This window comes from Microcoleus sp. PH2017_35_SFW_U_B, from assembly GCF_020737865.1.
Taxonomy (GTDB): Bacteria; Cyanobacteriota; Cyanobacteriia; order Cyanobacteriales; family Microcoleaceae; genus Microcoleus.
This window is the reverse complement of sequence record NZ_JAEQDE010000090.1, coordinates 1-24284: the sequence shown is the minus strand read 5'-3', so window position 1 is coordinate 24284 and position 24284 is coordinate 1. Positions and strand designations below refer to the sequence as shown.

At 44.4% G+C, this 24284-nt stretch carries 28 protein-coding genes; 11 read left to right on the top strand and 17 right to left on the bottom strand.

What is annotated here, in order from left to right; translation table 11 throughout:
• Positions 1 to 136 precede the first annotated feature (136 nt).
• The gene (locus JGK36_RS24345; protein WP_293185018.1) at positions 137 to 964 is read right to left on the bottom strand and encodes a hypothetical protein; all 828 of its coding nucleotides are present in this window, start codon (positions 962 to 964) and stop codon (positions 137 to 139) included.
• Between the two features lie 297 nt (positions 965 to 1261).
• Here JGK36_RS24345 and JGK36_RS24340 point away from each other — a divergent pair, with 297 nt between their 5' ends.
• Positions 1262 to 1654: a DUF4189 domain-containing protein gene (locus JGK36_RS24340; protein WP_293185016.1), complete on the top strand. Its 393-nt coding sequence runs from the start codon at positions 1262 to 1264 to the stop codon at positions 1652 to 1654.
• 186 nt (positions 1655 to 1840) lie between these two features.
• Here the strand turns inward: JGK36_RS24340 and JGK36_RS24335 are convergent, their stop codons facing one another.
• Positions 1841 to 2182: a hypothetical protein gene (locus JGK36_RS24335; RefSeq protein WP_293185015.1), complete on the bottom strand. Its 342-nt coding sequence runs from the start codon at positions 2180 to 2182 to the stop codon at positions 1841 to 1843.
• A 328-nt stretch (positions 2183 to 2510) separates the two neighbouring features.
• Between JGK36_RS24335 and JGK36_RS24330 the strand changes: the two genes are divergently transcribed.
• Positions 2511 to 2807, top strand: coding sequence for a DUF433 domain-containing protein (locus JGK36_RS24330; protein WP_293185013.1), 297 nt, complete (start codon positions 2511 to 2513; stop codon positions 2805 to 2807).
• A gap of 43 nt (positions 2808 to 2850) precedes the next feature.
• Here the strand turns inward: JGK36_RS24330 and JGK36_RS24325 are convergent, their stop codons facing one another.
• The 8 genes from JGK36_RS24325 to JGK36_RS24290 all read right to left on the bottom strand — a co-directional run bounded on the left by JGK36_RS24325 (position 2851) and on the right by JGK36_RS24290 (position 10193).
• Positions 2851 to 3501 carry a DUF1287 domain-containing protein gene (locus JGK36_RS24325; protein ID WP_293198258.1) on the bottom strand — a complete coding sequence of 217 codons (651 nt, stop codon included), beginning with the start codon at positions 3499 to 3501 and terminating at the stop codon, positions 2851 to 2853.
• 470 nt (positions 3502 to 3971) lie between these two features.
• Positions 3972 to 5423 (bottom strand): hypothetical protein, encoded by a 1452-nt coding sequence (locus JGK36_RS24320; protein ID WP_293185009.1) that lies wholly within the window; start codon positions 5421 to 5423, stop codon positions 3972 to 3974.
• Between the two features lie 211 nt (positions 5424 to 5634).
• Positions 5635 to 6099, bottom strand: coding sequence for a hypothetical protein (locus JGK36_RS24315; RefSeq protein ID WP_293185007.1), 465 nt, complete (start codon positions 6097 to 6099; stop codon positions 5635 to 5637).
• A gap of 82 nt (positions 6100 to 6181) precedes the next feature.
• The gene (locus JGK36_RS24310; RefSeq protein ID WP_293185006.1) at positions 6182 to 6856 is read right to left on the bottom strand and encodes a hypothetical protein; all 675 of its coding nucleotides are present in this window, start codon (positions 6854 to 6856) and stop codon (positions 6182 to 6184) included.
• 1264 nt (positions 6857 to 8120) lie between these two features.
• Positions 8121 to 8321, bottom strand: coding sequence for a hypothetical protein (locus tag JGK36_RS24305; RefSeq protein ID WP_293185005.1), 201 nt, complete (start codon positions 8319 to 8321; stop codon positions 8121 to 8123).
• Positions 8322 to 8451: 130 nt separating this feature from the next.
• Positions 8452 to 8652: a radical SAM protein gene (locus tag JGK36_RS24300; RefSeq protein ID WP_293185004.1), complete on the bottom strand. Its 201-nt coding sequence runs from the start codon at positions 8650 to 8652 to the stop codon at positions 8452 to 8454.
• Positions 8653 to 9037: 385 nt separating this feature from the next.
• Positions 9038 to 10000: a GNAT family N-acetyltransferase gene (locus tag JGK36_RS24295; protein ID WP_293185003.1), complete on the bottom strand. Its 963-nt coding sequence runs from the start codon at positions 9998 to 10000 to the stop codon at positions 9038 to 9040.
• Between the two features lie 19 nt (positions 10001 to 10019).
• Complete coding sequence (locus JGK36_RS24290) at positions 10020 to 10193, bottom strand: hypothetical protein (RefSeq protein WP_293185002.1); 174 nt, start codon at positions 10191 to 10193, stop codon at positions 10020 to 10022.
• 138 nt (positions 10194 to 10331) lie between these two features.
• On the opposite strand from JGK36_RS24290, the gene cpeB reads away from it, so the two are divergent.
• From cpeB to JGK36_RS24255, 7 genes are all read left to right on the top strand, one after another.
• The gene (gene cpeB, locus JGK36_RS24285) at positions 10332 to 10886 is read left to right on the top strand and encodes a C-phycoerythrin subunit beta (protein WP_293185001.1); all 555 of its coding nucleotides are present in this window, start codon (positions 10332 to 10334) and stop codon (positions 10884 to 10886) included.
• A 77-nt stretch (positions 10887 to 10963) separates the two neighbouring features.
• Positions 10964 to 11458 (top strand): bleomycin hydrolase, encoded by a 495-nt coding sequence (locus JGK36_RS24280; protein WP_293184999.1) that lies wholly within the window; start codon positions 10964 to 10966, stop codon positions 11456 to 11458.
• A 234-nt stretch (positions 11459 to 11692) separates the two neighbouring features.
• On the top strand, positions 11693 to 12979 hold the full coding sequence (locus tag JGK36_RS24275) for a HEAT repeat domain-containing protein (RefSeq protein WP_293184998.1): 1287 nt from the start codon (positions 11693 to 11695) through the stop codon (positions 12977 to 12979).
• 202 nt (positions 12980 to 13181) lie between these two features.
• A complete protein-coding gene (locus JGK36_RS24270) occupies positions 13182 to 13793 on the top strand; it encodes a HEAT repeat domain-containing protein (protein WP_293184997.1) in 612 nt (203 codons plus the stop codon).
• Between the two features lie 322 nt (positions 13794 to 14115).
• On the top strand, positions 14116 to 14643 hold the full coding sequence (locus JGK36_RS24265) for a hypothetical protein (protein WP_293192386.1): 528 nt from the start codon (positions 14116 to 14118) through the stop codon (positions 14641 to 14643).
• Positions 14644 to 14694: 51 nt separating this feature from the next.
• Positions 14695 to 16065 (top strand): ATP-binding protein, encoded by a 1371-nt coding sequence (locus tag JGK36_RS24260; RefSeq protein ID WP_293198260.1) that lies wholly within the window; start codon positions 14695 to 14697, stop codon positions 16063 to 16065.
• Positions 16065 to 16649 (top strand): hypothetical protein, encoded by a 585-nt coding sequence (locus JGK36_RS24255; RefSeq protein WP_293198262.1) that lies wholly within the window; start codon positions 16065 to 16067, stop codon positions 16647 to 16649. Before JGK36_RS24260 ends, JGK36_RS24255 begins: the two co-directional genes overlap by 1 nt.
• A gap of 64 nt (positions 16650 to 16713) precedes the next feature.
• Here the strand turns inward: JGK36_RS24255 and JGK36_RS24250 are convergent, their stop codons facing one another.
• From JGK36_RS24250 to JGK36_RS24235, 4 genes are all read right to left on the bottom strand, one after another.
• Entirely contained in the window at positions 16714 to 17190 is a 477-nt protein-coding gene (locus JGK36_RS24250) for a DUF2656 domain-containing protein (protein WP_293198264.1), read from the bottom strand.
• 8 nt (positions 17191 to 17198) lie between these two features.
• Positions 17199 to 18086 carry a HEAT repeat domain-containing protein gene (locus JGK36_RS24245; protein WP_293198267.1) on the bottom strand — a complete coding sequence of 296 codons (888 nt, stop codon included), beginning with the start codon at positions 18084 to 18086 and terminating at the stop codon, positions 17199 to 17201.
• A 6-nt stretch (positions 18087 to 18092) separates the two neighbouring features.
• Positions 18093 to 18353 (bottom strand): hypothetical protein, encoded by a 261-nt coding sequence (locus JGK36_RS24240; RefSeq protein WP_293201149.1) that lies wholly within the window; start codon positions 18351 to 18353, stop codon positions 18093 to 18095.
• A gap of 315 nt (positions 18354 to 18668) precedes the next feature.
• Entirely contained in the window at positions 18669 to 19277 is a 609-nt protein-coding gene (locus JGK36_RS24235; RefSeq protein ID WP_293198271.1) for a phycobiliprotein lyase, read from the bottom strand.
• A gap of 281 nt (positions 19278 to 19558) precedes the next feature.
• Here JGK36_RS24235 and JGK36_RS24230 point away from each other — a divergent pair, with 281 nt between their 5' ends.
• Complete coding sequence (locus JGK36_RS24230; protein WP_293198273.1) at positions 19559 to 20380, top strand: pentapeptide repeat-containing protein; 822 nt, start codon at positions 19559 to 19561, stop codon at positions 20378 to 20380.
• A gap of 237 nt (positions 20381 to 20617) precedes the next feature.
• Here the strand turns inward: JGK36_RS24230 and JGK36_RS24225 are convergent, their stop codons facing one another.
• Both JGK36_RS24225 and JGK36_RS24220 read right to left on the bottom strand, forming a co-directional pair.
• Positions 20618 to 21349: a phycoerythrobilin:ferredoxin oxidoreductase gene (locus JGK36_RS24225; RefSeq protein WP_293184987.1), complete on the bottom strand. Its 732-nt coding sequence runs from the start codon at positions 21347 to 21349 to the stop codon at positions 20618 to 20620.
• A 7-nt stretch (positions 21350 to 21356) separates the two neighbouring features.
• Positions 21357 to 22091, bottom strand: a complete 735-nt coding sequence (locus JGK36_RS24220; protein ID WP_293198275.1) for a 15,16-dihydrobiliverdin:ferredoxin oxidoreductase — start codon at positions 22089 to 22091, stop codon at positions 21357 to 21359.
• 257 nt (positions 22092 to 22348) lie between these two features.
• Between JGK36_RS24220 and JGK36_RS24215 the strand changes: the two genes are divergently transcribed.
• The gene (locus JGK36_RS24215; RefSeq protein WP_293198278.1) at positions 22349 to 22927 is read left to right on the top strand and encodes a phycobilisome protein; all 579 of its coding nucleotides are present in this window, start codon (positions 22349 to 22351) and stop codon (positions 22925 to 22927) included.
• 129 nt (positions 22928 to 23056) lie between these two features.
• Here the strand turns inward: JGK36_RS24215 and JGK36_RS24210 are convergent, their stop codons facing one another.
• Complete coding sequence (locus JGK36_RS24210; RefSeq protein WP_293184982.1) at positions 23057 to 23722, bottom strand: HEAT repeat domain-containing protein; 666 nt, start codon at positions 23720 to 23722, stop codon at positions 23057 to 23059.
• Positions 23723 to 24284: the final 562 nt, after the last annotated feature.

Here is a 24284-nt window from a genome sequence, read left to right as displayed (position 1 = left end):
ATCTGGTTTTTGAAGAGGGCGAAGCATGACCGCATATAAGTTATTAGTTATAATCTCCTATTTTCTGCGGTCATGCTTCGCCCCTACGGATATATTCGCTGGCATTGAGATGACCCCAAATTAAATGCTGTAAAGCTTATCTATCTTCGACTACTCCGACTAATGACTGCAAGTCAAAATCCTTGTCCAAGCCACTGAGACAAATACCAGAACTCATAACTGTTAAGTCATTTTTGGCGATCGCCGAACTATGATGTTCTCCACTAGCGCTAGTCCATTCAACCAACCAATAATCAGCGCGATCGCTAAAATCCCGCAACTCACCGCCGCCCATCTTCAACGCCCGCTGCAAGCGCTGTTCGTCGCGTACTTTCGGAGCGAAATCTTTAATATTTCTAGTCGCCAATTCATAAACAATTCGCATTTCCGGCGTCATTCCTTTAAAGCGAACATCTTGAGGCAAAATCAACTTTTTCAAAGCATCTTTCAACTCCTCACATAGCAGCGGATCGGCGCGCCGATCAATCTCTTCAAACCACAAACAATTACCGTCCCACCGCGCCACAATCTGCTCGAACTGGGAGCTTTCACTCACTAAATGTACTGCTACAGGTTTAGCAAAACCCACGCGCTGTTTAGCATCAGACTCGTTAACAGGATAGGTCAGCCAACTTTGCCCTTGTAGCACGCGAGCTAATTGCAAGCGAATCGGTACAAGCAGTTGCAAATACTCGGCGACTTGTGGCAAACTAGGTTCCTCAACTACAGCAGCAATTTTATTATTAATTGCCTCCAAAATAGCCCATCCTTCAAAGTTGCGCTGCTGCAATTGAAAAGTATAAATCATGCCACATATCTTTGTCCGCACCCTTCCCCCTCGAACGCAAGGAGCCAGGAATTGAGTATCGAGCAGTTCCCCTTCTTGGGCCGCGAGTTGGCTGATAATCTTGCGGATATTTGCCATGGAAGTGACCTCCTTCAACAGTTGACAGTTGACAGTTGACAGTTGACAGTTGACAGTTTAAGAGCGACCTTTACCTAGAAGGAAGAGGATTGGAGTAATGAATAGTCTGATTTTAATTTCTCCCTATCGGGGAGAGGCTTTCAACCAATTCTTTCTGGTAATTTTACTTGTTTTTACACGATCTGCATATAAACTAAGAGAATATAAACATTTACTAACAATCTTGACATCAAGGGAATTCCGAATATAATATTGAGCAAGTATTCAAAGTTAACGTTGTAAAAATATCAAGTAAATATGCTGCAAAAACTCTGTTTTAAGTTAGTAGTAGTGACAAGTCTGACACTTCCTATTGTTGGCTCTGCCCAAGTAGCTAAAGCTCAGAACACTCATGGAGCTACTGCTTATTCTCCGACTTCTGACGCCACCGGTATTAGTTGGGATCATGGTACAGAGAAAGAAGCACTAGATGCAGCAGTAGCCGCCTGCAATCAACAAAGTGGTGGGGCTAACGATTGCCAAGCGCTGACCTCTAATACCAATAATTGTGGAGCGATCTCAGTAGGCAAAGGAGGAGCAGGTGCGGGCTGGGGCGATGATAAAGCAGCAGCAGAAGCTCAAGCTCTCGCTGCTTGCAGCGAACTGGAAGGAGGCAACTGTAAAATTCAGCTTTCAGCTTGCAACAAGTAATTGAATGATGAATTTTTGTCGGAGTGGTGTATATTTTCTCTTGTAAAATAGCTGAGAAAATAGCCATATTATGTCCGTTTATTTACGCGAGAAAAATGGTTTCTAGTGAGGACTTTAGTCCGCAGAAAGAAGGACTAAAGTCCTCACTACAAACCAGTAGGGTGCGCCGCAGCGCACCTTACCCAATTAATCTCCTACTTCAGAGGTAACTGCATCCGGCGGCAGCAAACTTTCTAATCTATCTTTAGACCAGTATTCAGTAGGATAGGCGAGTGCAATAATATCAGAAAGTCGAATCAACCACGTAACTTGTCCGTAAGCATCGGTATTTTCCCCGTGTTCGTTAGGGGGAACTATCACCAAAAGTTCTGCAAACTCCCCGAACAAATTAATCGGGATGCCGCCGAAACTACTATTATTTGTTTTAATCCAAACTTTACAGCCTCGATCGAGGGCTTCTTGGAGTCGCTGGGACAGTAAAGTGGATTTTTTGACCTGGGATTTTTTGGCTTTCGACTTTTTTCCCATAGTTTTAAGAAGTTAAAGTAGTTGTACTGTGAGTTGCACGGTGGGTTACACAGTGGGTGGAGATTGGAGTGCGATCGTCTTCTAGGGCTTCGTTAACGCGATTTGCTATTGAAACTGACAAAACGAAAAAGGACGATCGCCCGATCGACACCCTACCAGTCTAGTCTATAAGAAAGTGCCACACTGCGATCGCCATAACAATTTAATTACAAAATCGGGAAATGAGCTGCGGTATCAAGTTACAGAGTGAGTTAACAGTCTCCGTATTTATACTGTGCCCAAATGCAGTATAATCGGCGAAGTCTTCCCAAATCGTTTAACTAAAACAATGGACTGGCGAAAGCTCATTCATCCCAACCCGAAAACTTCAACAATTCAACCACCAGCGCCAGAAACTCGATTGTCTGTAGAATTCCTGTTGGGGCTGTTTGCGGCGGGATGGACAGAAGAGCAAGTTTTAGAGAAATATCCTACACTCACTTCCCCCAAGCTGCGCGCTGCTTTGGCTGCTGCGGATTCGCAGTTAGTTTCATCCATCGCCAATCCTGAGTTACTGGAAATTATCGAACAAACTAGGGAAGAGTTGAGAATCGAGAAAAAGTTGCCGCTTGAGGAGATTGATTGAGGGAGATATTTGGGAGTAAAGTGCGATCGATTTTCGATGCTACTCAAAAATATCGATAATGCCCGATAATCTTCCAATTGAAGAGGACATCTTCCAATTTAGTCCCTGCACCGATATTGTGAACGATCGCAAATCTTCCCGAAGGCGATCGCACGTTGCTAACTATCCCGATATGAGACTCACCTCCACCTAGATTCCATGTTACTACATCACCCGGTTGATAATTATCTGCATTTCGAGTAACAGGTAACGATTTACCTTTTCGTTCAAAAAATACCATCAAATTAGGAACTCGGCGATGGTCGATATTCGGATCTGTGTTGGTCAAATTCCAATCTTTTGGATAGGCTGCAAAGTTCTGCCGCATATCTTCATGTACCTCTTGTTGCAGATCCACTTTTACCTGCCGAAATGCGCGAATTATGACATCGGTGCAAACACCTGTAGTCATCGGTACATCGCCACCAGGGTAGGGAATCGCTACATAAGCAGGATCGTAAGAATTGGTAATTTTAGTTTGGGCGATCGCATTATCGAGCACTTCACGAACTATCGGCGAAGTTACCGGCACTGTTGCGGGATTTAACTGGACAGTTGGAACAGAAATTGGCTTGACGCTTTTTTGCGATTGACAAGCAACACAGAGATAACTAATAATTAGAATAAACAAAAGAGTTTGCAGGCGATCGTACATTATTCAATCTCAATTTCTCCCTAAATTTTCTCTAACTATTTCCCTAAACTCCAACACCGCCTCAAGAGGATCGGGGCGTTGTACATACTCAGCCAGCAATGATAAATCTAAATTGGGCAATAACTCGCTTTGGTGGATTTTTTCATATTCGTCTCCCCGCAGATGATAAACTTCAAAGTGACGATTTTTCCAGAACCAAACTTCTTTGACGAGCCATGCCCGATTATATCATTTATCAGAATTCATGGGTTTAAAACCCCCGCAGGTTGGTGTCATGGGGAGCATCTCAGTTTTGTATTTATAGTGCGAGCGTCCCCGCTCGCGTATTGTACAATACGCGAGCGGGGACGCTCGCACTCAAAGAAAAAATATTTTTTACAAAACTGAGATGCTCCCGGTGTAATGTTTTTAGGGTGGGGTGTAAATCCCCATAGAAAAAACCTCCTACGACCTTTGTCAACTGTCAACTGTCAACTGTCAACTGTCAACTGTTTATCATCCCTGACAGGCAAAGCCACATCCAGAATTTCCATCAACAACTCCAGCCGCGAAGGACGAGACAACATCGGCACCAAGTTCGGCAGCGAGTAATAATCACCCGCAAATGTAAACGTTTCCACCGACACTTGCTTATCCTTCAATTGTTTTTCAACATAATCGCAGTAAGCGCCAACTCGCACAATCACCACATCAGGAATTACGCTCAAAGTGTGGCAGTATTTCTGATAAGCATCTGCAAAATAAGGTGCAGAGTTTTCGCCTTCATCTGTTACCATAATGAATTGCTCAACCACCTGCTTCTTAATCCGCATTGCTTCGATCGCACAACCGCAACTTGTGCCGCCGCCTGCGCGAATGTGCTTGAATGCGCGCTCCCAATCGCTCAATTCGCTGCCGTTTGCTTGCACTGGATAGGGCATCGTGTCAAAGGCGTAGACGAACAGCGCAGCCTCGGAAATGCCCGAAATCATGGCAGCGAGACGCTTGCCAACTTCGATCGCACTTTCCATACTTCCCGACTTGTCAACCAACAAACCCGTGGCTTTAACAATCTTGCCGCGCTTCTTCACCTGTTCGTTAGTCACCGCTTCCAGCTTCGCCGTTGTGGCTGCGTCGAACTTCGCGCCCGCACCGGCAACACTGGCTTTGTATGCAGAAACCCGATCGCACTTGGCGGCTTCATCCAACTTCGAGTCAATCAACAGCTTGACTTCCGGGTGATCCATCGCGCCGCGAGACTGAATTGATTTCAGGTTGTTGATGACTTCCTGCGGCGACATCGAATTAATCAGCGCTGCTAACACCGTTGGCGTGAGCATTTTGATCGCACCAACTGCGATCGTATAGGGAATCTTGTATTCAACAATCAAATTCGCCTGTTCCGCAGGAGTCGCAGCCTTCGCTAACTGCTTCAAAACAAATGCCAGCGAGTCTTCCGGCGGATTGTCCTTAAACAGAATAGCATTAGCTCGATCGCTCGGCTTGACGTGCAGAGTCGCGTATAAGTGCTTCATCGCCTTGCGGTTGCGGATGGCGGCGCGATCGAAAAACTGGGCATTCTTTTCGCGCGATCGCAGATAGCGAGTGACAGCAGTGCGCGCGCTGCGAGGCAGCTTATTTTGGTGCTGCTTCATAAAGTCCACAATCCGCGAAACCTCGTAGGGCGGGAACTCTTGCAACATCATAAACCCGGCGTCTCGGTGCTCTGTCAGCGCCGAAGTCAGCAAGTTTCCGGCAAAAACTTCCTTGTGGTCGCGCACGTCGCCGTGACGTTGATACCACACTGCTAAATGACCGTAAAAAATCGGATCTAATTCGATAATTAACTTGTGAATTTCTGTCACCTTTTCGAGTTGGCGGTGAGGTGTGGTGAGCAGACTGTTAAGCATTTCTAAACGTAAATCGCGCTCTGCTGTATTCATTGGTGCTGCCTCCAGTTGTGGTTTTGGATTGGCGATTTTGGATTTTCAATTATTAGGAATATCCAAAAATCTGCGGGTGGCAGTTGTTGCACGCTTGGCAATGAATATCGTAGTCACCGCGCAAGTTTGAGGAGCTTTGTTTTTTTAACCTTAGAAGGGTTGGTATGTAAGCTCTTCGGATTGGGGCGCGGCAACAACTGCTATTTTAAAACTATTTCAGGGAAAATTCTGGGATTTCGATCGCCCTTAAATCCGGTTCAACCCAAGTATTCCGGGCTTCCCAAGACATCAGGTGCTCGCGGGTGTAGTGGTTCCAGGGTAAAGTGCGATCGGCATATTCTGCAATCAAACCGTTAGCTAAATGTACGATCGAGCGATTCCGGCCTTCATCTGCCAGATACTCGCGCACAGTTTGCGCCCAAAATAGCGTTAGCGTTTCGTGATACCCGCTGTTTGGCGTGCTTTCAATGCCATTGGCAGAGTTGTAACGTTTGATGCCATTGCGAATTGCATCGATCGCCTCTGAGTCCGATTCGCCAAACAGAAAATACCATAAAGCAACGGTTAAATGGGCTTCATGCGTCCATTGGCTGCGCGGGAGGCTGCATTCTTGGAAGGCGTGGAGGAGGGTATCTATCTCGTAGGGCGATCGGTAAATTGCAAGTTTATTGCTCATAGCTAATACCCAATCAATTTCTTAGTCCGCGGAGGCGGACATCGTTTGTGTAGTAGCGGTTTCAACCGCCGACTCATGTCTTTTAACTTTTACTGAGTTGTTCCATGATGAACTTAATTTGCTTCTTGTTGCACTGACGTTTGCTCGCAGTATACTTCCATGTTTTGACACGGGAGTAATATTGATGAATTACCTCCAATTCTTCCCGATCGGCCAGCTCGAAAAGATACCAAATGCCATCTAGCTTTTGATAATGATGGTAATCATCGATCTTGAGAAAATCATCAGGCTTTTTCGGAGGTAATTTTCGTACCTTGTTTGCCAAGCAGAGTATCCGCGTCTCAGGATGAACGTAAAGTTCCTCTCTCCTAGAACCAAGTTGACGCCCATATCGGCGATCGCAAACAATTCCATCAACCAACACAACATCTCTTTCCACATAACCCCAAACATGGGAGAGAATATGTTTTCCAGACAGCGTAGTTATATCAAGAATTTGACACAATTCGTGGTAGATATCATCCCAATCTTGTCCTATTTTGCTCCGCAGCCAGCGAGATAAAGGCCCCAGACAATCAGAAAAATATTTGCTTTTTCTTTTCAGCTTGAGTAGATAAGGGTTAAAGATTCCATCAGTGCAAGCTGCCTCAGTAATTTCTTTCAGATGTCTCCGGTTTCCTGGTACTTTTTTTAAGCTAGCTCTCCAGCCACCGCGAGGCCGTTCGATGACGATTCTATCTAATCGGTGTTCGCTCATAGCAATTAACAATTGTAAATTAAATTATCCTAGTCATGGATGAACTTTTGACAAAGAAACAGATTTGTTTGCCTAATCTACGGACTACACCCAAAAAAATGCTTCATTCAGTTGACAGTTGACAGTTGACAGTTGACAGTTGACAAAAGAAAGAAGAGGATTAGAGTTAATGAATAGTCTGATTTTAATTTCTCCCTACAAGTGTTCCGGGTGTAAACCAATTCTTTCTGGCAATAAACCCGGTTTCTAGCCATCCGCGAGCAATTTATGTAAAATTTGACAAAGTTTAAAACACTTCGCGCAAGTCAAAAAAGCTTTAAGCACAGCCGTTCTTACCAGTTTTACCTAGCAGTGGACGCGCAAACCTCATCTAGAACTAGAGACTCGGAATGCTTCCCTAATTCGATCGCTCGAATATCAGTACCTTAGGGCAGTTATATTTACTAAAGTGTGTAAGCTTCATCAGTTAGGGCGCGAAGTGTTTCGTTTGTAACAAGGAATTCAGTTGTTCAAAAATTGGAAGTTCCGCGCAAGTTTAAAAAGCGGTTTAACATACCGATTGCTCTACCCCTGAGCTACAGCCTCTTAAACGAGACTGACAGGATTTGAACCTGTGACTAATCGGTGGTATCGTGTGTATGCGCTTCCTATGTTAGGGCGCGGAACTGAAGATTCAAGAGCGGATAGTTTCCCTTGTTTTCCATAAGGTTTGTAGTGAGGACTTCAGTCCTTCTTTTCTGCGGACTAAAGTCATCACTACAAACCTTTTTCATGAAGAAAGTTGAATCAAAGTGTTGTGATAGTAAAAGTCACCTCGCGCAAGTCAAGAAAGCCGTTGTTCATACGCAGGAGTTGAACCTGCAACTTTTCTTTAAAGAGAAATGCTCTACCAAGAGCGAGTATGTAAGCTTCCTTTGTGAGGGCGCGAAGTGGAACTTTTAACCGCGTGACAGATATAAAAACTTCAGGTATTAGAGGCGGCGCACGAGTCAGAGAAGCTTTGTTTTTTAGGAATTGAACCTACTATTCGATTTTTAGTCGAACGTTCGCCAGTTTGTAAGCTTCTTTAGTTGGGGTGCGCCTCGACAATTGATAATTTTTTATACCGCGCAAGTTTGAAAAGCTTTTGACAACTTCTAGCGTGTTTACCATTTCACCATAAAAGCCGAAGCCTTCAGCGGGACTTGAACCCGCAATCTTTTCAGAACTAGAACCCTAATGTTTGTAGGCTTCTCGAATTGGGGCGCGGAATAAAAGTAAATTCCTATCCGTAAACCGCCTCTGGGCGGACAATTAAATCACCGCTGGGACGGCGATCTAGCACGTAAGACTCGAAGCGATCGCTCTTGACATCAAAATGATTGGCTAGACGTTCCTGAATTGTTTTGTCGCTCATTCCTACCGTGATACCCAGTTGGTTTTCTGCCACATCATAGGAACGTCCTTCAAAACGAATGTGAACCATAACTGTTACCTCCTTAAGCGATTTTAGATTTTAGATTTTAGATTTTGGATTAGTAGCTTTTCTGCTGTTTAGTTGTGGCGTTAGTCGGTAAAAATTGCCAGCATTCGCATCTGCGCCCACACGACAATTTTTACATAAACAAACGCCGCTCTAAATGGTAAGCTTGTTTGAGATGGCGGATTTCTTCAGTCTTTTTTGCCGATCGCGCTCGATCGCAACTGTGTTGTTCTGAATCCGCCCCAGATTCGTTGAAATTCGGCTGTTTTGGTACAATATCTGACTCAGATCGAGTCAGTCTGTAACTGAACAGTCTCGTGAAAAGTAACAACATAACAATTAAGTCTCTATTGCAAGACTTTCAAATTGATGTTCCTTGAAATCTCGAACGCTATTTAGTTGTCAAGGTTCAGATTTGGTACAAAAAATGCAGGTTTTTGGCTCTCCTGCGCTTTCCATATGTTTATGCTACACACATACTACAGAAGTGTCAAGGGGGTAGGAAAAGTTTTTTAGATACAGGTATGTAGTTGCGCTTCAGCGCTCTTTCATATATATATTAAGAGCGCTGAAGCGCAACTACGTACCTAGTGCGATCGCGAACTTTGCACCCGGGCCCAGAAACCCGGTTTCTACGAGAAATACTGTTTGGTGACAAGGCATACACAGAGAAACCGGGTTTCTTGAATCCTGCGCGTAAATCCCGATCGCCCAACTGCTCAAACATCTTTAATATAGGAAATGCTATCGCGAATATTGTGGAAGCCCGCAGACTCGTAAAGTCGCAATGCACCGGAAGGATTTGCAGTATCCACGCCGAGAATCGCAGTCTCGACACCGGCAGCTTTCAGTCGCTGCAAACCAGCCAGCAACATCGCTCGTCCCAATCCAAGTTTGCGGAAACCGCGCCGCGTACCAAGAACAGCAATCCAGCCTTCATTTCGTCCAGTACGATCGCACTCCTCGACATTAATTTCGCAATAACAGAAAGCTGCAAAAGTCCCGTCAGCAGCAACTGCAATCAAGTCTAAATCCTTTCTGTAACTGGGTTTTGCTAAATCGTATTTGAATTTCTCGACTGTTAAATCGTGGTGATTCCAGTGATCGATAAACGACTGGTTGAACATTTCTACCCAAGCTTCCGAATCCTGTTCGCCGGGGAATAGACGCAGCGCAAAACCTTCTGGGAATTGGGCTTGGGCGATCGGTTCCGTGAGCGATCGCGCCATGCGACAAAAATAGCGATCGACCCTAAAACCGCAATTTGTGAGCACAGAAATGCGATCGGCATCCTGTGTCCTAACCCCCGATCGCAGCTTCACCTGCGCGCCCCGCAATGATGCTACCTCGCGCATCCGCCTTTCGCCCCAAGCCACTGCCGCCGCTTCCACATCTCCGCAGCGCGCCTCGGGGCGGACTGAAAACGACAGCCAACCATCGATGACTGTCCCAGGTTCAGAAATCCACAACTCGGCAAAACCGATTAATTTGCCGCCTGCATCTTCCCAAAGACAGATATCGCGCGCTAAATCTCGGGACGGTTGGTTAAATTCTTGTTGTAATTCCGAGATGGAAGTGCCTTGATCGAGCCGATCGACTTCTTCGCAAGTATTGATTAAATCGGCGATCGCAGTTAAATCGCTTTCGCCCGCATAGCAGCGCGCCGAGAGATTTGCCATCATAGCTAATCACCATTTTCGGTTATCGATCAATTTTAAAATAGCTTGGGCGATCGATCGAAGTGCGATCGTCTTCCAGGGCTTCCCTAACTGGTGAGTCGATCGGGCGATCGGGCGATCGACATTTCTGTTCAGAATCCGCCGATCGTGGTACTAAGATGTTTGTTAAACGAAAAAATGTGCTTTTCGCGACCAAAGTAACAAATTGTTACTTTGTTTCTCAGGAATGAGACCTCTGTCTCATTCCTTAGATATATTCAAGACCATCAAGTTCGTCACCAAGTTGACCAACTGAGATAAGAAATAATTTTTCGTCTAAGTTAAGGAGAACTCAATGCTTGACGCTTTTTCAAGAGCTGTAGTTTCAGCCGATGCCAGCACCTCCACCGTTGGTGATATTGCTGCCCTGAGAGCTTTCGTTGCCAGCGGCAACCGACGCTTGGATGCTGTAAACGCGATCGCCAGCAACGCTAGCTGCATGGTTTCCGACGCTGTTGCCGGTATGATCTGCGAAAACCAAGGCTTGATCCAAGCCGGTGGTAACTGCTACCCTAACCGTCGCATGGCTGCTTGCTTGCGCGATGCAGAAATCATCTTGCGCTATGTCACCTACGCCTTGTTGGCTGGTGATGCTTCCGTTCTTGACGACCGTTGCTTGAATGGTTTGAAAGAAACCTACGCAGCTTTGGGCGTACCCACCACCTCCACCGTGCGTGCAGTTCAAATCATGAAGGCTCAAGCCGCTGCTCACATCCAAGACAACCCCAGCGAAAAATTTGCTGGTGCTAAGTTGCGGAAAATGGGATCTATCGTAGTTGAAGATCGTTGCGCCAGCCTCGTTGCCGAATCTTCCAGCTACTTCGACCGTATCATTTCTGCACTGAGCTAGTCAATTGCTAATCGCAATCCGCTCAGCAAAATTGAAACTACGCTCACTGTCAAAATCACTTTAGGAGATTTAAGGAAATGAAATCAGTTCTCACCACCGCTATCGCCTCTGCTGATGCAGCAGGTCGCTTTCCTAGCACCTCTGATCTAGAATCAGTTCAAGGTTCTATCCAACGCTCTGCTGCTCGTTTAGAAGCTGCTGAAAAATTGGGCGCCAACCTGGATGCAGTTGCTAAAGAAGCTTATGATGCTTGCATCAAAAAGTATCCTTACTTGAACGAATCCGGTCAAGCTAACTCCACCGATACTTTCAAAGCAAAATGCCACCGCGACATCAAGCACTACCTGCGCTTGGTTCAATACTGCTTGGTAGTTGGCGGCACAGGCCCTCTTGATGAATGGGGTATTGCTGGTCAACGCGAAGTCTATCGCGCTTTGAGCTTGCCTACTGCTCCTTACGTTGAAGCATTAAGCTTTGCTCGTAACCGTGGTTGCACTCCTCGCGATATGTCTGCTCAAGCTTTGACTGAGTACAACGCTCTTCTTGACTACGCCATCAACTCCCTGTCCTAATTAATTAGACAGGTTTGTAATGTCGTGACTGGGTAATTTTTACCCCGACAAGTCTAGGAAATCTTGGCTCGTTGCTCTACCGATTTGGGTAAAGTAAGGGTAAAGAATTCCTGGGCTTGTTATTGTGTTTTAATAGGCATATGCTAATTTCTATCGGGCATCGGGCATCGGGCATCGGGCATCGGGCATCGGTAGCCCACTCTCCTCTTCTCCCATTCTCCCCCTCCCCACTCTATGGATAAACGATTTTTTAGTTTTTTTAATTTAACAGAAGACCAGGCGATCGCCCTTTTAGATACGCCACAAGACCAAATCGGCGAAGAGGATTCCCGCTACATAGCCGCTTCCCATTTGATAAACTTTCCCACAGATCGATCGATCGCAGCACTGATCCGAGCAGTACAGCAAACCGATCCGGTGCTAGAAAACCGGATTGTGCGCCGCAAGTCGGTGGAAACCTTGGGAAGACTGCAAGCTGTCCAAGCATTGCCGGTGATTCGCACCTGTCTGAGCGATGATGACTGCTACACCGTCGAAAATGCCGTTTGGGCGATCGGCGAAATTGGCACTCAAGACGCCGATATGTTAGAAGAAGTTGCTCAATTGCTCGATAAACCAGGACAAACCTACCGAGTAATCATCCACACCCTGACTAAATTAGATTATCAACCAGCCGAGACCAGAATTCGCAAATTTGTTGACGATCTCGATCCACCGACTGCTAGTGCTGCGATCGCCGCAATTTGCCGCCTAACCAGAGACTTTTCTAAAATGGGACAAGTTGTCGCCATGCTGCAACACAAAAATGTCCTAGGGCGCAGACTATCAATTCAAGATTTGATTGACGCCCACCACTACGAGGCCATTCCCAACATTGCCAAATGTCCCGTATCTTTAGTCTTTCGCCTCAGGGGAATTCGGATGCTAGCAGCAGCCGGAATCGCCGACAAATCCCTTACCTTTGACACCATTCAACCCTATTTAGAACAAACCTTACGGGATAAACCAGGGGATTTGGATTTAGTCCACAGCTATGAAGAATTACCAGAATTACCGTTTCTGATTAACCAATTATACGAAACAGATTTTGGTCGTTGCTATTTAGCAACTAAAACAATTTTAGAACATTATTCAGAGGAGGCACCATCTGCACTTTTTGCCACCTTTGCCGAAGAAGCAAACAATGACTATGGAGCGCATTTTCATGTAGTAAAATTGTTTGGTTGGCTCAAACACTCTCCCGCCTACGATTTGTTATTGGAAGCTTTGAATAACCCCCAACCCCAGTTTCAGAAATCCCGTGCGGCGGCTGCGATCGCCCTAGGGGAACTCGGAGAAAAGCGTGCCATTCCAGAATTGAAAACCTGTCTGGAAACTAAAATCTGGGATTTGAAGTATGCTGCATTAATGGCACTAGAAAAACTTGGTGATGTTAGTGGTTATGAAGTTGCTGCGGCTGACCAAGATTGGTTAGTTCAAGCTAAAATAGATGCTCATACTTCTTTAACATCTGAAATATAGTAGGGACACGGCAGTGCCGTGTCCCTACAGCCGGACACGGCAGTGCCGTGTCCCTACCTGAGACGGGAGGCAGAAACCGGGTTTTTTTACCAAAATACTGCATCCCAGCTTTTAATACTGGTAAAAACCCGGTTTCTTAGATATTTATGCGTCCAGGATTGTTAATTCAGCTTAAATTAGAAAACCTAAAACCCCAAAAATTATGACAACAGATGCTTTGTTTGAAAAACTAAAACACCCGAATCCTCATATGCGCGATCGGGCAATGTTTGAAATTGCCGATTCCCGCGATGAAAATACAATTCCTCGACTGGTGGCCATTTTAGACGACGAAGATGTCACCTATCGTCGGGCGGCGGTGAAGGTGTTAGGTGCGATCGGTGAGGATGCCATATCACCGGTGGTTGACGCCATGTTAAACAGTGAGAATGTGACTGTGCGAGGGAGTGCGGCGAAGGTATTGGCGCAAGTTGCGATTAATTATCCAGAGTTGCCTTTCCCAGAAGTGGGCTTGCAGGGATTGAAAAAGGCGATCGATGATGCTAATCCTGTGGTGCATATTGCAGCCGTGATGGCCTTGGGGCAGATGGGTTCCTCTGCGTTCGAGATTTTGGTGGAATCGCTGAATACAACGGATAATGTAGCGGTACAGGTGGCGATTGTGAGTGCATTGGCTTCTGTGGGCGATCGACGTTGTGTAGAAGTTCTCACCACATTTGCGAATGATGAAACCGTGGATTCCTATGTGCGGGAATCAGCGACAAGTTCTTTATCGCGATTGGATTTGGTGATGAATTATAAGCGTGCAGAATAGTTAGGTTTATAGTAGCGTGTTGAACGATATGTAAGCAAAAATTGTAATGGTCAGAAAAACTCACCCAAAGCCAGAAGTTGAGGATGCGTTGAGATATGCTGAAAAAAATGGATGGCGCGTTGATGTTGGTGGTTCTCATGCTTGGGGGAAAATTTATTGTCCCTACAACGATAAAGAGTGTAGAAGCGGGATTTTTTGTATATCCAGTATTTGGAGTACCCCAAAAAACTCAGGGAATCATGGAAAACAAATTCGCCGAGTAGTGGATAATTGCACAAAGCATAACGATGTGAATGAGTCTTCCTCGGAGGAGGAATAAAAAATGAACGAGTATGATTTTACTTTGAAGTTTAATCTGAACAATTCCCCAGCCGATCCTGATGATTTTATTGAGAGACTGTATGCAAGTGGCTGTGACGATGCCTTAATTGGAGTTGGAAATAAAGAATATGTAGCACTAAATTTTATCCGCGAGGGATCGTCGGCTTATGAAGCTATTTCTAGTGCGATTAATGATATCAAAAAAGCTGTTCCAAGTGTTACTCTAATTGAAGCAGCACCAGATTTAGTTGGCTTGACGGATGCAGCTAAAATTCTGGGTTATACTCAACTGCAAATGAGAAATCTCTCGATCGAAAGCAAATCAAGATTTCCGATTCCTGTTTATGAAGGTACACATTCTATTTGGCATTTAGCGGAAATTTTAATTTGGTTGCGCGAAAATCGAATGCACTCAATTGATGATACGCTGTTAGATATCGCTCAAACCAATATGAATATTAACATTGCCACGAGTTGGCAAAAGATCCCTCTTGATACCCAAGAAAGTATCAAGGCGCTGGCTGTTTAGACTGGTTTGTGCGATATTACTGAGGCACATTGCAATCTAAGGAAAACACCAATGAAAATTAAAGTCAAAAATCTTGGTGCCCTAAAACAAGCCGAATTCACCCTTGGCGAGTTGACAATTATTTGTGGCGGCAACAATACCGGAAAGACCTACGCTACCTATGCACTGTTTGGCTTTTTGTTTACTTGGCGGCAGATTTTGGCGATCGAAATCAACGACGATAATATCCAACAACTCCTTGCTGACGGCGTAATTCATCTAGACATACAAGAATATGTCAAACAGGCAGAGCAAATTGTTTTTAAAGCTTGTCAAGTTTATACACAGCAATTGCCTCAGATTTTTGCAGCACAGGCTAAAAGATTTAAAAAAACAGAGTTTCAGGTAAACCTAGACATCAAAAATATTACCTTGGCAAGCCAATTTCAGTCAACACTAGGATCTGCAAATGTCGAATTATTCTCGATGACCAAAAGAGAAGATAGTAGAGAATTAGTTGTCACCTTGCTCGTTGAAAAAGAAAAGGCAAAAATTCCCAATGAAATAATTAAACAAACCATTGCCGATGCACTGAAACATATTATTTTTGACGAAATTATTCCTCGTCCTTTTATCGCTAGTGCAGAGCGAACTGGTGCAGCTATTTTTCGCAAAGAGTTGAATTTTGCCCGTAATAGATTGCTTGAACAAATGGGTAAAAGCAACAATAATATCAATCCAATGCAGCTTTTATTTAAAGCTTATCAGGACTACGCTTTGCCAATCAAGACAAACGTTGACTTTACGAGGGAACTGGAAACCATTGTTAAAAAAAGCAGTTTTATTGCTGAGGAACATCCTGATATACTGGCAGATTTTGCTGACATAATCGGTGGCCAATACACTGTTACTCGTAATGATGAACTTTATTATGAGCCGAATGGTAAAAGGCTCAAGCTTTCTATGGATGAAAGTTCTAGTGCTGTGCGTTCTCTATTAGACATCGGTTTTTACCTAAAACATGAGGCTCAGATTGGTGATTTACTGATGATAGATGAACCAGAATTAAATCTACATCCTGAAAACCAGCGCCGCGTCGCACGGCTATTTGCCCGCTTGGTAAATCTGGGTATTAAGGTTTTTATTACCACCCACAGCGATTACATTATTAAAGAACTGAATACGTTGATTATGCTTAACCATGACAAACCTCATCTGAAGCGAGTTGCTGAAGAAGAAGGTTATCGGGAAGTAGAACTAATTTCGTCTAACAAAATCAAAGTTTATATTGCGGAAGAGGCAGGGAGTACAAAAACAAATAAATGTCAAACGCTGACACCAGCCGATATTGACCCAGAAATGGGTATTGAAGCCCGCAGTTTTGATACAACTATTGAAACGATGAACAGGATTCAGGAATCGATTGTTTGGGGTCAGGATTAATGTCTGATATTGCTATCCTCAAAGAGATGATTAAGGAAAGTGCTACAGTACCATTGGAAGAACACAAAGGTAAAAAGCAAGTTATACTCAAAGAGCCTCCGCCTGCTGACTATTCTGTCACGATTGATGGAATGCCTGATGATGCTCAAGTTATTGTCATTAAAGCCGATGCTTTCCCAGCACCAAACAAGATTTTTACCAGCTCAAAAGGTCAGTGCAAACGTGCTGATTTTGTGATCGTTGCTGATACTCCCACAGAAAAAATCATCTTTTGCATTGAGATGAAGAAAAATAAAGACCAGAATAAAAACATTATCCAGCAACTAACGGGCGCAAAATGCTTTGTTGACTATTGTCAGGAAATCGGCAAAGCATTTTGGAATCAACAGAACTTCCTTGAGGCTTATGAATATCGTTTTGTCAGTATCGGTCATATTAGCATTTCCAAAGGAAAAACACGTAATAGTCGCTCAACTGAGACTAATGACCGTTTAACTGAGATTCATGACCGTCCTGATAGGATGCTGAAAATTAGTAGACCCAATAAACTTCAGTTCAATCATTTGATCTACGGGAGATCATAGTCTGGTGAACCTCAAAATCAGCGCTTCGGGACTTAGCTTTTACTTTCCAAACAACTTTTCACCTTTACCCCTTTCTCCTTTCAACCTTAAAAACATCCTCAATACTTTTCCCAGCCGTTTTATCCTCCCAGCCCATTGCCATCAAAAAACTCTCAGCAGACGCAGTTTCCACCAAATCAACCCCCCATTGTCCAGGTTGCAACGCTTCAGCATCACTACTCAAGGGCGGAGTCTTCTTAAATCCCGCTAAAATCAGAATATCAGGAAAATTATCATCAACTTTTCCTTGACTCATCCGCTTATTTACCAAAGCTTCAGCGCAAAACTCCCCAACTTGAGGTGGCGCAAAATCATTAGTAGAAAATAAAACTTCTACCATCCAATGCGGATGATTTAATTGACGACACTTAATCTCAGGATATTGACTTAAACCCTCAGCAAATACCAGAGTCAAATCTTCTCTACTTAAAGGTTCAAAAGCACCCTCGGGCAGATCGAAATTATGGGAAAGCAACATCCGCCCTGTTCCAGATTCTGTCATATTTTTAGTTACTTAATTTGAGAAATTGCTAACTTAATTACTCCTTGCACAGCCGCTTCCGATTCCTGGGCTAATGCGGTTTGTAGCGGCTCGATCGCACTTCGATCGCCCACTTTCATCAAAGACAAGGCCGCCGCCCTGCGACTTTCGCCATCGCTGCTGTGATGCAGCAACTCTATCAGGTTGGGGATTGCAGGCTTATAGGCGAGATTTCCCAAAGCAGCCGCCGCCTCGCAACGCACGTCAACATCAACATCCGTTAGAGACTTCACCAAAATCTCAAATAAGTCGGCTTTGGGCTCTTCCTGGGCGACTTTGGCGATCGCCCCAACCACCGCCCCACGCACCACAGGCGAATCAGACGCGATCGCCCGATACAAATACTCCTTCGCACCCGCCCCAATAAACGCCAACGCCCAAGCCGCATGACCGATCGTACTTTCCGGCAAATCGGTAGATGCTAAAATATCCAACAAAGCCTGCACAGACGGTTCCCCAATCCTCGCCAGCGCCCCAATCGACGAACCCTTAACCACCGTATCCTCATCATTTAACAAAGCATGAATTAAATTAGGAACCGCCGTCGGATCGCCAATCAAAGTCAGAGTTTTACCAGCAGCACGCCGTACAACCGGATTAACATGATTCGCCAAAGCATCCAACAAAAAAGGAGTCGCCGCTTCACCAATTTCCGCCAGAGTTTCCGCACAACGCAGTCGAGTCATCCCCCGCGTATCACCCAAAGATTCAACCAGACTCCTCAAAAGCTCAGCATCATTAACATCAAAAGTATCTAAATCTATTTGTTCAGTAACTTGTTGAAGCAAAGCATCTGTTTCGGCATGAGCTAACACAATTGCAGCATCTTGGGATTGAGCATTAGAATTGACCATCATTGCCACCTAATTATTAGTAGTTATCGCCGCCAATTGAGTGCGGAGACTGTCTAGTCCAGCATCAATTTTAGCAAGTTCCGGCTCAATTTTAGCCATAGCTGCTTTCTGTGGTAGCTTAGCCTTTTGTGCCGCCGCCATCGTTTCATTCACCAAACGTTCCCGATACCGCTCAAATTCGGCAATGACTTCCACCAATTCTTCAGCCTCTATCTGTGTTGAATCTTCTGTTAAATCTGCGGCAGATTCATCAAGATCAGATGTTGTCAATTCTTCGTTTTCAGACATAGTTTTGATAGTTTAATAACAGTTGGAAAATTTTAGGCGATCGAGTTTAGTTAAACTCACATCCTACAGCATTCTTAGGAACTGGCAAGATGCCAGTTCCACAACCAATTAATTTTCTTGTGGGGTGGGCATCTTGCCCGCCCAGTTGCTTGTGGGGTGGGTATCCTGCCCGCCCAGTTGCTTGTGGGGTGGGTATCCTGCCCGCCCAGTTTCCTGTGGGTGGGCATCTTGCCCGCCATGAAAAAATATTGACAATAGTTGAATTTGACAAATCAAAAAGCATTTTTTCCAGAGACTTTAACGTGACACCGCACCAGCCCCAGAAACTCTCAAGCGATTGTGTTCCAACAACTCTTCTAAAACAGACGGAGAAATACAACGACGCTCAGAACAGTATGCCATTTGTTTAACCCCATTGCTCATTTGAACCGTCATCACCCGCACTCGAAAATGATCGTTAATAAACCAACAGCGTTCCTGTCCTTGATTTGTCTCATATTCCGTCTCAATAGTCAATACCCCATCATCAGCAAAATGGTAAATACCAATTACCGGAATACCTTCAACGTAGCCTCTATTTCTGAGAAACTTACCCATTTTCGGGTTATTGGGATTCGGTAAATCAATCAGAATTGCAGCATAATTTTGGTTCGGGATGGCATCATCCAAATTATCTTGCCACATAAAACTGCATCCCCCACTAACCAAAGCAGGATCTACATTTTGCTGTTGACAAACCTCTAAAACTCTGGGATCATCAATTGATAAGACATCAATCATGACATTGGATTCTCCCGACTCATCAGCAGCAGCAGTATCAAAATTGTGGACTGTTCGCTGAGTGAACCAAACGCCCTCACTCTTGCGAAAGAAATCCATCATAGTCATCGGTGGTGTTAGCAGCATTTCTATGTCAACTTAGCGAGAGGAATCAAGTAGCATCGGAATTATTGCCGAAATTAGGAGACGGCTTTTGGAGTGTCCCTACAATATTATTTTGGGTAGGGAGACGGCACTGCCGTGTCCTCTATATCATTCCTTCCCCTTGTGAAGGGGGATGGGAGGAGAATCCGATCGAATTTTGGTTAAGAAAATTAACTTTCTGGCGATCGCACAACAATCAAATTCTAGGATAAATGACACCGGACAACTTTGAGCAATTCCATCAATAAATCTTCAAAAATATAATGGCACTTCGTCAACACTCATTTTTCCTCTCTGAACCCCTTACTCTCACAGAAGTTTTACAAGCTATCGAGGAAAGCAAAAGCCTAGCTCAAACCAACCTCCAGGGAATCAACCTCAGCCAAATGGATTTATCCGGGATTGATTTGAGTGGAGCAAATTTGATTGGCGCCAACCTCAGCAAAACTAATTTCCAAGGTGCAAATCTCCAGGGAGTAGATTTCCGGCGCGCCAATCTCCGAGACGCCAATTTGAGTGGAGCAAATTTACAAGAAAGTTATTTTTTTCGAGCTGATTTACAAGGTTGCAATCTAGTTGATTCCAAGCTAGAATCAGCTAAATTTAAATTAGCTTTATATGATAGCAAGACTATGTGGCCAGAAGGATTTAATTACCAAAAATCCGAAGCTATTGGCCCGAAAGCTAGTCTGAGCGGAGCTTTTTTGAATGCAGCCAATCTCCGAGGAGCGGATTTGAGTTATTGCAATCTGCGAGGTGCTTATCTCAGTGGAGCGGATTTAACTGGAGCAAATTTAGAAGGAGCGGCATTAAGTGGCGCTAATCTTCAGAATGCTTTTTTAACTGGTGCTTATTTGCGAAATGCCATGTTAATTGGAGCTGAATTGCAAGGCGCAGATTTACGGGCTGCTGATTTGACTGGAGCAAATTTAGATCAATTGCAAAGTATTGCGGGTGCTGATTTCAGCTTAGTACAAGGATTGAGCGCCCAAACCAGAGCGATGCTTTGCAGTCGCACTGCCAAGGAGTTAGGTACTTGGAACTGTTATACTCGGAATAATACAGCTCAAAGTCTTGGTTGTTAAGGATATTTCTTCAGCTAACCCAAACAGGATTTATATCTTCTCCGGTCAATTTCCCGCAATCAAAAGGTTCGTAGTGAGGACTTTAGTTTTCTCATTTTTGCGGACCAAAGTCCTCACTACAAACCAATCTTAGCTTGAGGGGGCGTCGTCGTAGAAAATCCCTAAATCAACATCGACAATCTCACAGCGATGCACCCCTCTTCCTTCTTCCTTCTTCCTTCTTCCTTCTTCCTTCTTTTATAAATTGCGTTCCAAATCGAACAGAAAACCGTGAATATACTCCTCAGTCCACTCCTCACCATAGAACCGCAGAAACATCCCCCTCGCAGGATCTTTCGCCGCACGATAGTTGATATAATTGCGTTGAGCCTGAAGAATCTCGACCAATCTCTGACTGTCAGTGACTGGTTGCGCGCGATCGACCAAATCGAGATAAGCTTGTAGATAATCCTTAAAAGCATCAAACACAAGAGTTTGCACCGCCTCAGTTTCCTTAGGACGAGTCCACAGAAAAGCCGGAGAAAAGAAAGGTTTTGCCTCTTCCGGAAAATCCCCGCCCCAGGGCAAATCTTTTTGATACTTGTTAAAAATTGGTAAAATCGGCTCTGAGTATTGCTTTTGATAGGCCGCATCATGAAAAAGCGGCTGCATATCCAAAGCAATCAAATGTCCCCCCGGTAAAGTCACCAAATCCGCCCCAAAAAAAGGCAAATCATAATTAATTTGCGGGAAAATCACAAAATTCAAAACCTGAAGAGCATCACCGCCCTCAACATGAGCCGCCCGAATTTGTCGCAGTTTGGGCGATTGAAAAGCATAGCTAGTAGTGACAACCAACTGCTCTTTTTTTCCTTTCCCAGTGATACATTCTTTTTTTTCAAAACCTGCTGGAATCGGATATGGAGCTAAGTCAAGTCGCTCCCTGAGCAGTGGGATGGCGTAATCTAAAAAAGGCTGATAGAGAGTCATTTTTAATTTATTTTGTCCCGGCGGGAACCGCTAAGGGAACAGCATCTTCAAACAAAAACTCGTACAAAAAGCGCTCTGACCATTCATGACCAAAATAGCTGCCGAACAGCCCGGATGCGGGGTCTCTTTCTGCACTATACTGATCGTATTCTTTCTGTGCTTTCACAATCCGCTGAATTTCTTCGGGAGTTGTCAGGGGAGTAGCTTGCTGTAGCATTTGCCAGTACAACTGGACGTATTCTTGATAGGCGGGAAACAATTGGTTCACTACTGTTTCGGCGTCGGTTTTGGCAAAGAGCAAATTCTTGGAAAAATACTGGTTGGCATCATAAAACTTCATTTCTAAGTCTTGTACCAACGAGCTGTATTTAGCTCGAATTTCGGTCAACGGTTCGATATACTTGTCTGTGTAAGCCCGATCGCGAAATAACGGCTGAAAATCTATCACCACCAAGATTTTCTTTTGTCCAAACGCTAAAAAATCAATCCCTAGCAACGGCACATCGTAATTGTGGCTTGGATAAATGACACTGTTAAAAATTTGTGCCGTTTCCCCAGCATCGATGTAGGTGTAGCGAATTTTTCGCAATTCAGGGCATTGATAACACCAGCTTTGAATTGTGGCGGGATTTTTACCTCTTTCACTCACCACAGATTCCAATCCAGAGGGAATGGGACGGCTCTCTAGTGCAAAGTTCTCAAACAGTTCTTTTTCTAGAAATTGCTGAAATGGCTTAAACATAGATTATAATTTAGCTCCTTCAATCTCTCCCTGAACACAGGATAATAGGCGATCGCCCTGGGCCTAGTCTCTTTTATGGATAACAAAGTAATATTTCGTTATGAAACCAAACGTGCGATCGCACTTAATCTAATGAAGACTTTTACCACACTCTCATCTTTGATTCTCTCAAATGTAACAAATCTTAATCAACTTTCTCATAATTCTAGTCTATAACTTGAATTGTACTCAATTCCCTCCGGACAATTTTAATAGCTATGCAATTAAGTGAAAGAGCAAAACAATTAATTCCCAAAGCGAGAATTGTCAGCTTTGCTACTTGGAAAAATATCTATCCAGATGAAGTAATTGCCATTTTTCAAAAGGCTGACGATGAAAGTCGATATCTCACAGATGAAGATTTAGAAATCATCAAAAATCTGGTTCCCGATACCTCTTCAATGTTAGAACAAGCAAGATTGCTGCGAGAGCAAGCTCCTAATCTTGTATCGAATGCCAGGGAAAAGGTGTTAGCCGACTTTCCAAATATCACCGAACCAGACAATGACCTCTATCCTGCTGAACGCGCCGAAGCTTGTTGGCGAGATTTTTGGCATTTCTTGCGCTCCGTCTCCTATAGCATAGCAGGGAAAAACCCGGAATTTACCAGTCAAGCAGGACTAGAAAACATGGAACTACTTTATCAAGAATTGCGAGTTCCCGTGGCGGCGATGCTCTGTGGATTACAACAATTAAAAATAGTCAGTTTACAGCAATTTAGTTCTGAGGAACAGCATTTATCTGGTCTTTCTTTTGACAATTTAATCGCTGGCTTAAAACAGTTCAATCAAGCTTGAACCGTTAATAATCACAGGAATTAACCACAGGCATTCAAGAAACCGGGTTTTTAACTCACATTCCTCGCACTTCAGGCCATATTTCCCGAAAAAACCCGGTTTCTGCCTCTAGAACTTGATAAAATATTCTTAATTGCGATCGAGCAAATTTTCTAAAGCCGCACCAACCACTCGATGATGGGAGTCTTGCCGCAGTTGACTCAACACCTGCTTCGCTTCTGGATCATCAAAATGCTTCAAAGCAGATGCAGTGTGCTGGCGAATCCCTTCATACTCAGAACTAGCCAGCGCCAACAACCGAGCCAATGCCGCTGCTTCCTGACTGCTTCCAGCTAAAGCACCGAGCGCGTCCACAGCCGCTTCCTGGGTGGTCATATCTTCCCCCGCCAAAGCTTCCACGCACACCTCAAACAGTTCGTTGTAGCACTCCATATCTACCAGCGCCCCCAAAATGCTGCGACGCACCAGCCAGTGGTCATCCTGAATAAAAGTCAGCACTAAATGAGACGCAGCGCACCTACCGAAGAGCGACAGGGAATTTGCCGCTTCGGCGCGCACATTGGGAGTGTTATCAAGTTTCATGATTTGCAGCAAGGCGGCGAAAGATTCGGCGCTTTGCTGTTGTCCAAATCCCCTGCTGACAAAGGTACGGACTAAAAATTCTGGGTCGTTGAGCCGAGCTTTTAGCAAAGGAACGGCAATCTCTGGTGTATAATCTTTCAGAGCTGCGATCGCCTTGAGTCGATATTGAAAATCAGAATTATCTAGAAACGCTTCAATTTCGTGAATATCCATAACCGCAACAGAGCAGGACTTTTCCTTACTTTAAACAACAGGGTTCACTTTGTGCAACTTACCAAAATTATCTTAACACCGAAATCTTTTTTTGACCGTGAACCTCGTTTCTTTAAACTCTCTCATCAAATCTCGTCTGAAAACTTCCGTATTTGAACCAATATTGTCGCAGTTCATGATGAGGTGTATGCAAACTCCCTTTCCCTTGATAGAGCATCACTTGTCGGTGATTTCCCATCCAAACTCGTTTGAGCGGTTCCACAGAAATTAAGCATCCTCCTAGACTGGTGATATATTGCTAAAATCTCTCAACGGCTGGGTAGTCTAAAGTTTCAAAAATCAAAAATTCACCTGAAAAAATTAGGTGACGGCTTCGTATCCAAGCCTGCATTTTTTTATCGGCTATTGGGGGTAATAGCTGGTAAAAGTATAGTCATCTATTACATGACACGGGAGGCACCCGGTCCCTCCCCTTTCGCTTTCACTTCGAGCGGATTAACCCGCCTCGGCTGAGCTACGCAGCTCTCTATCCCATTGCTGAAGGCATTTGGGATTGCTTTTC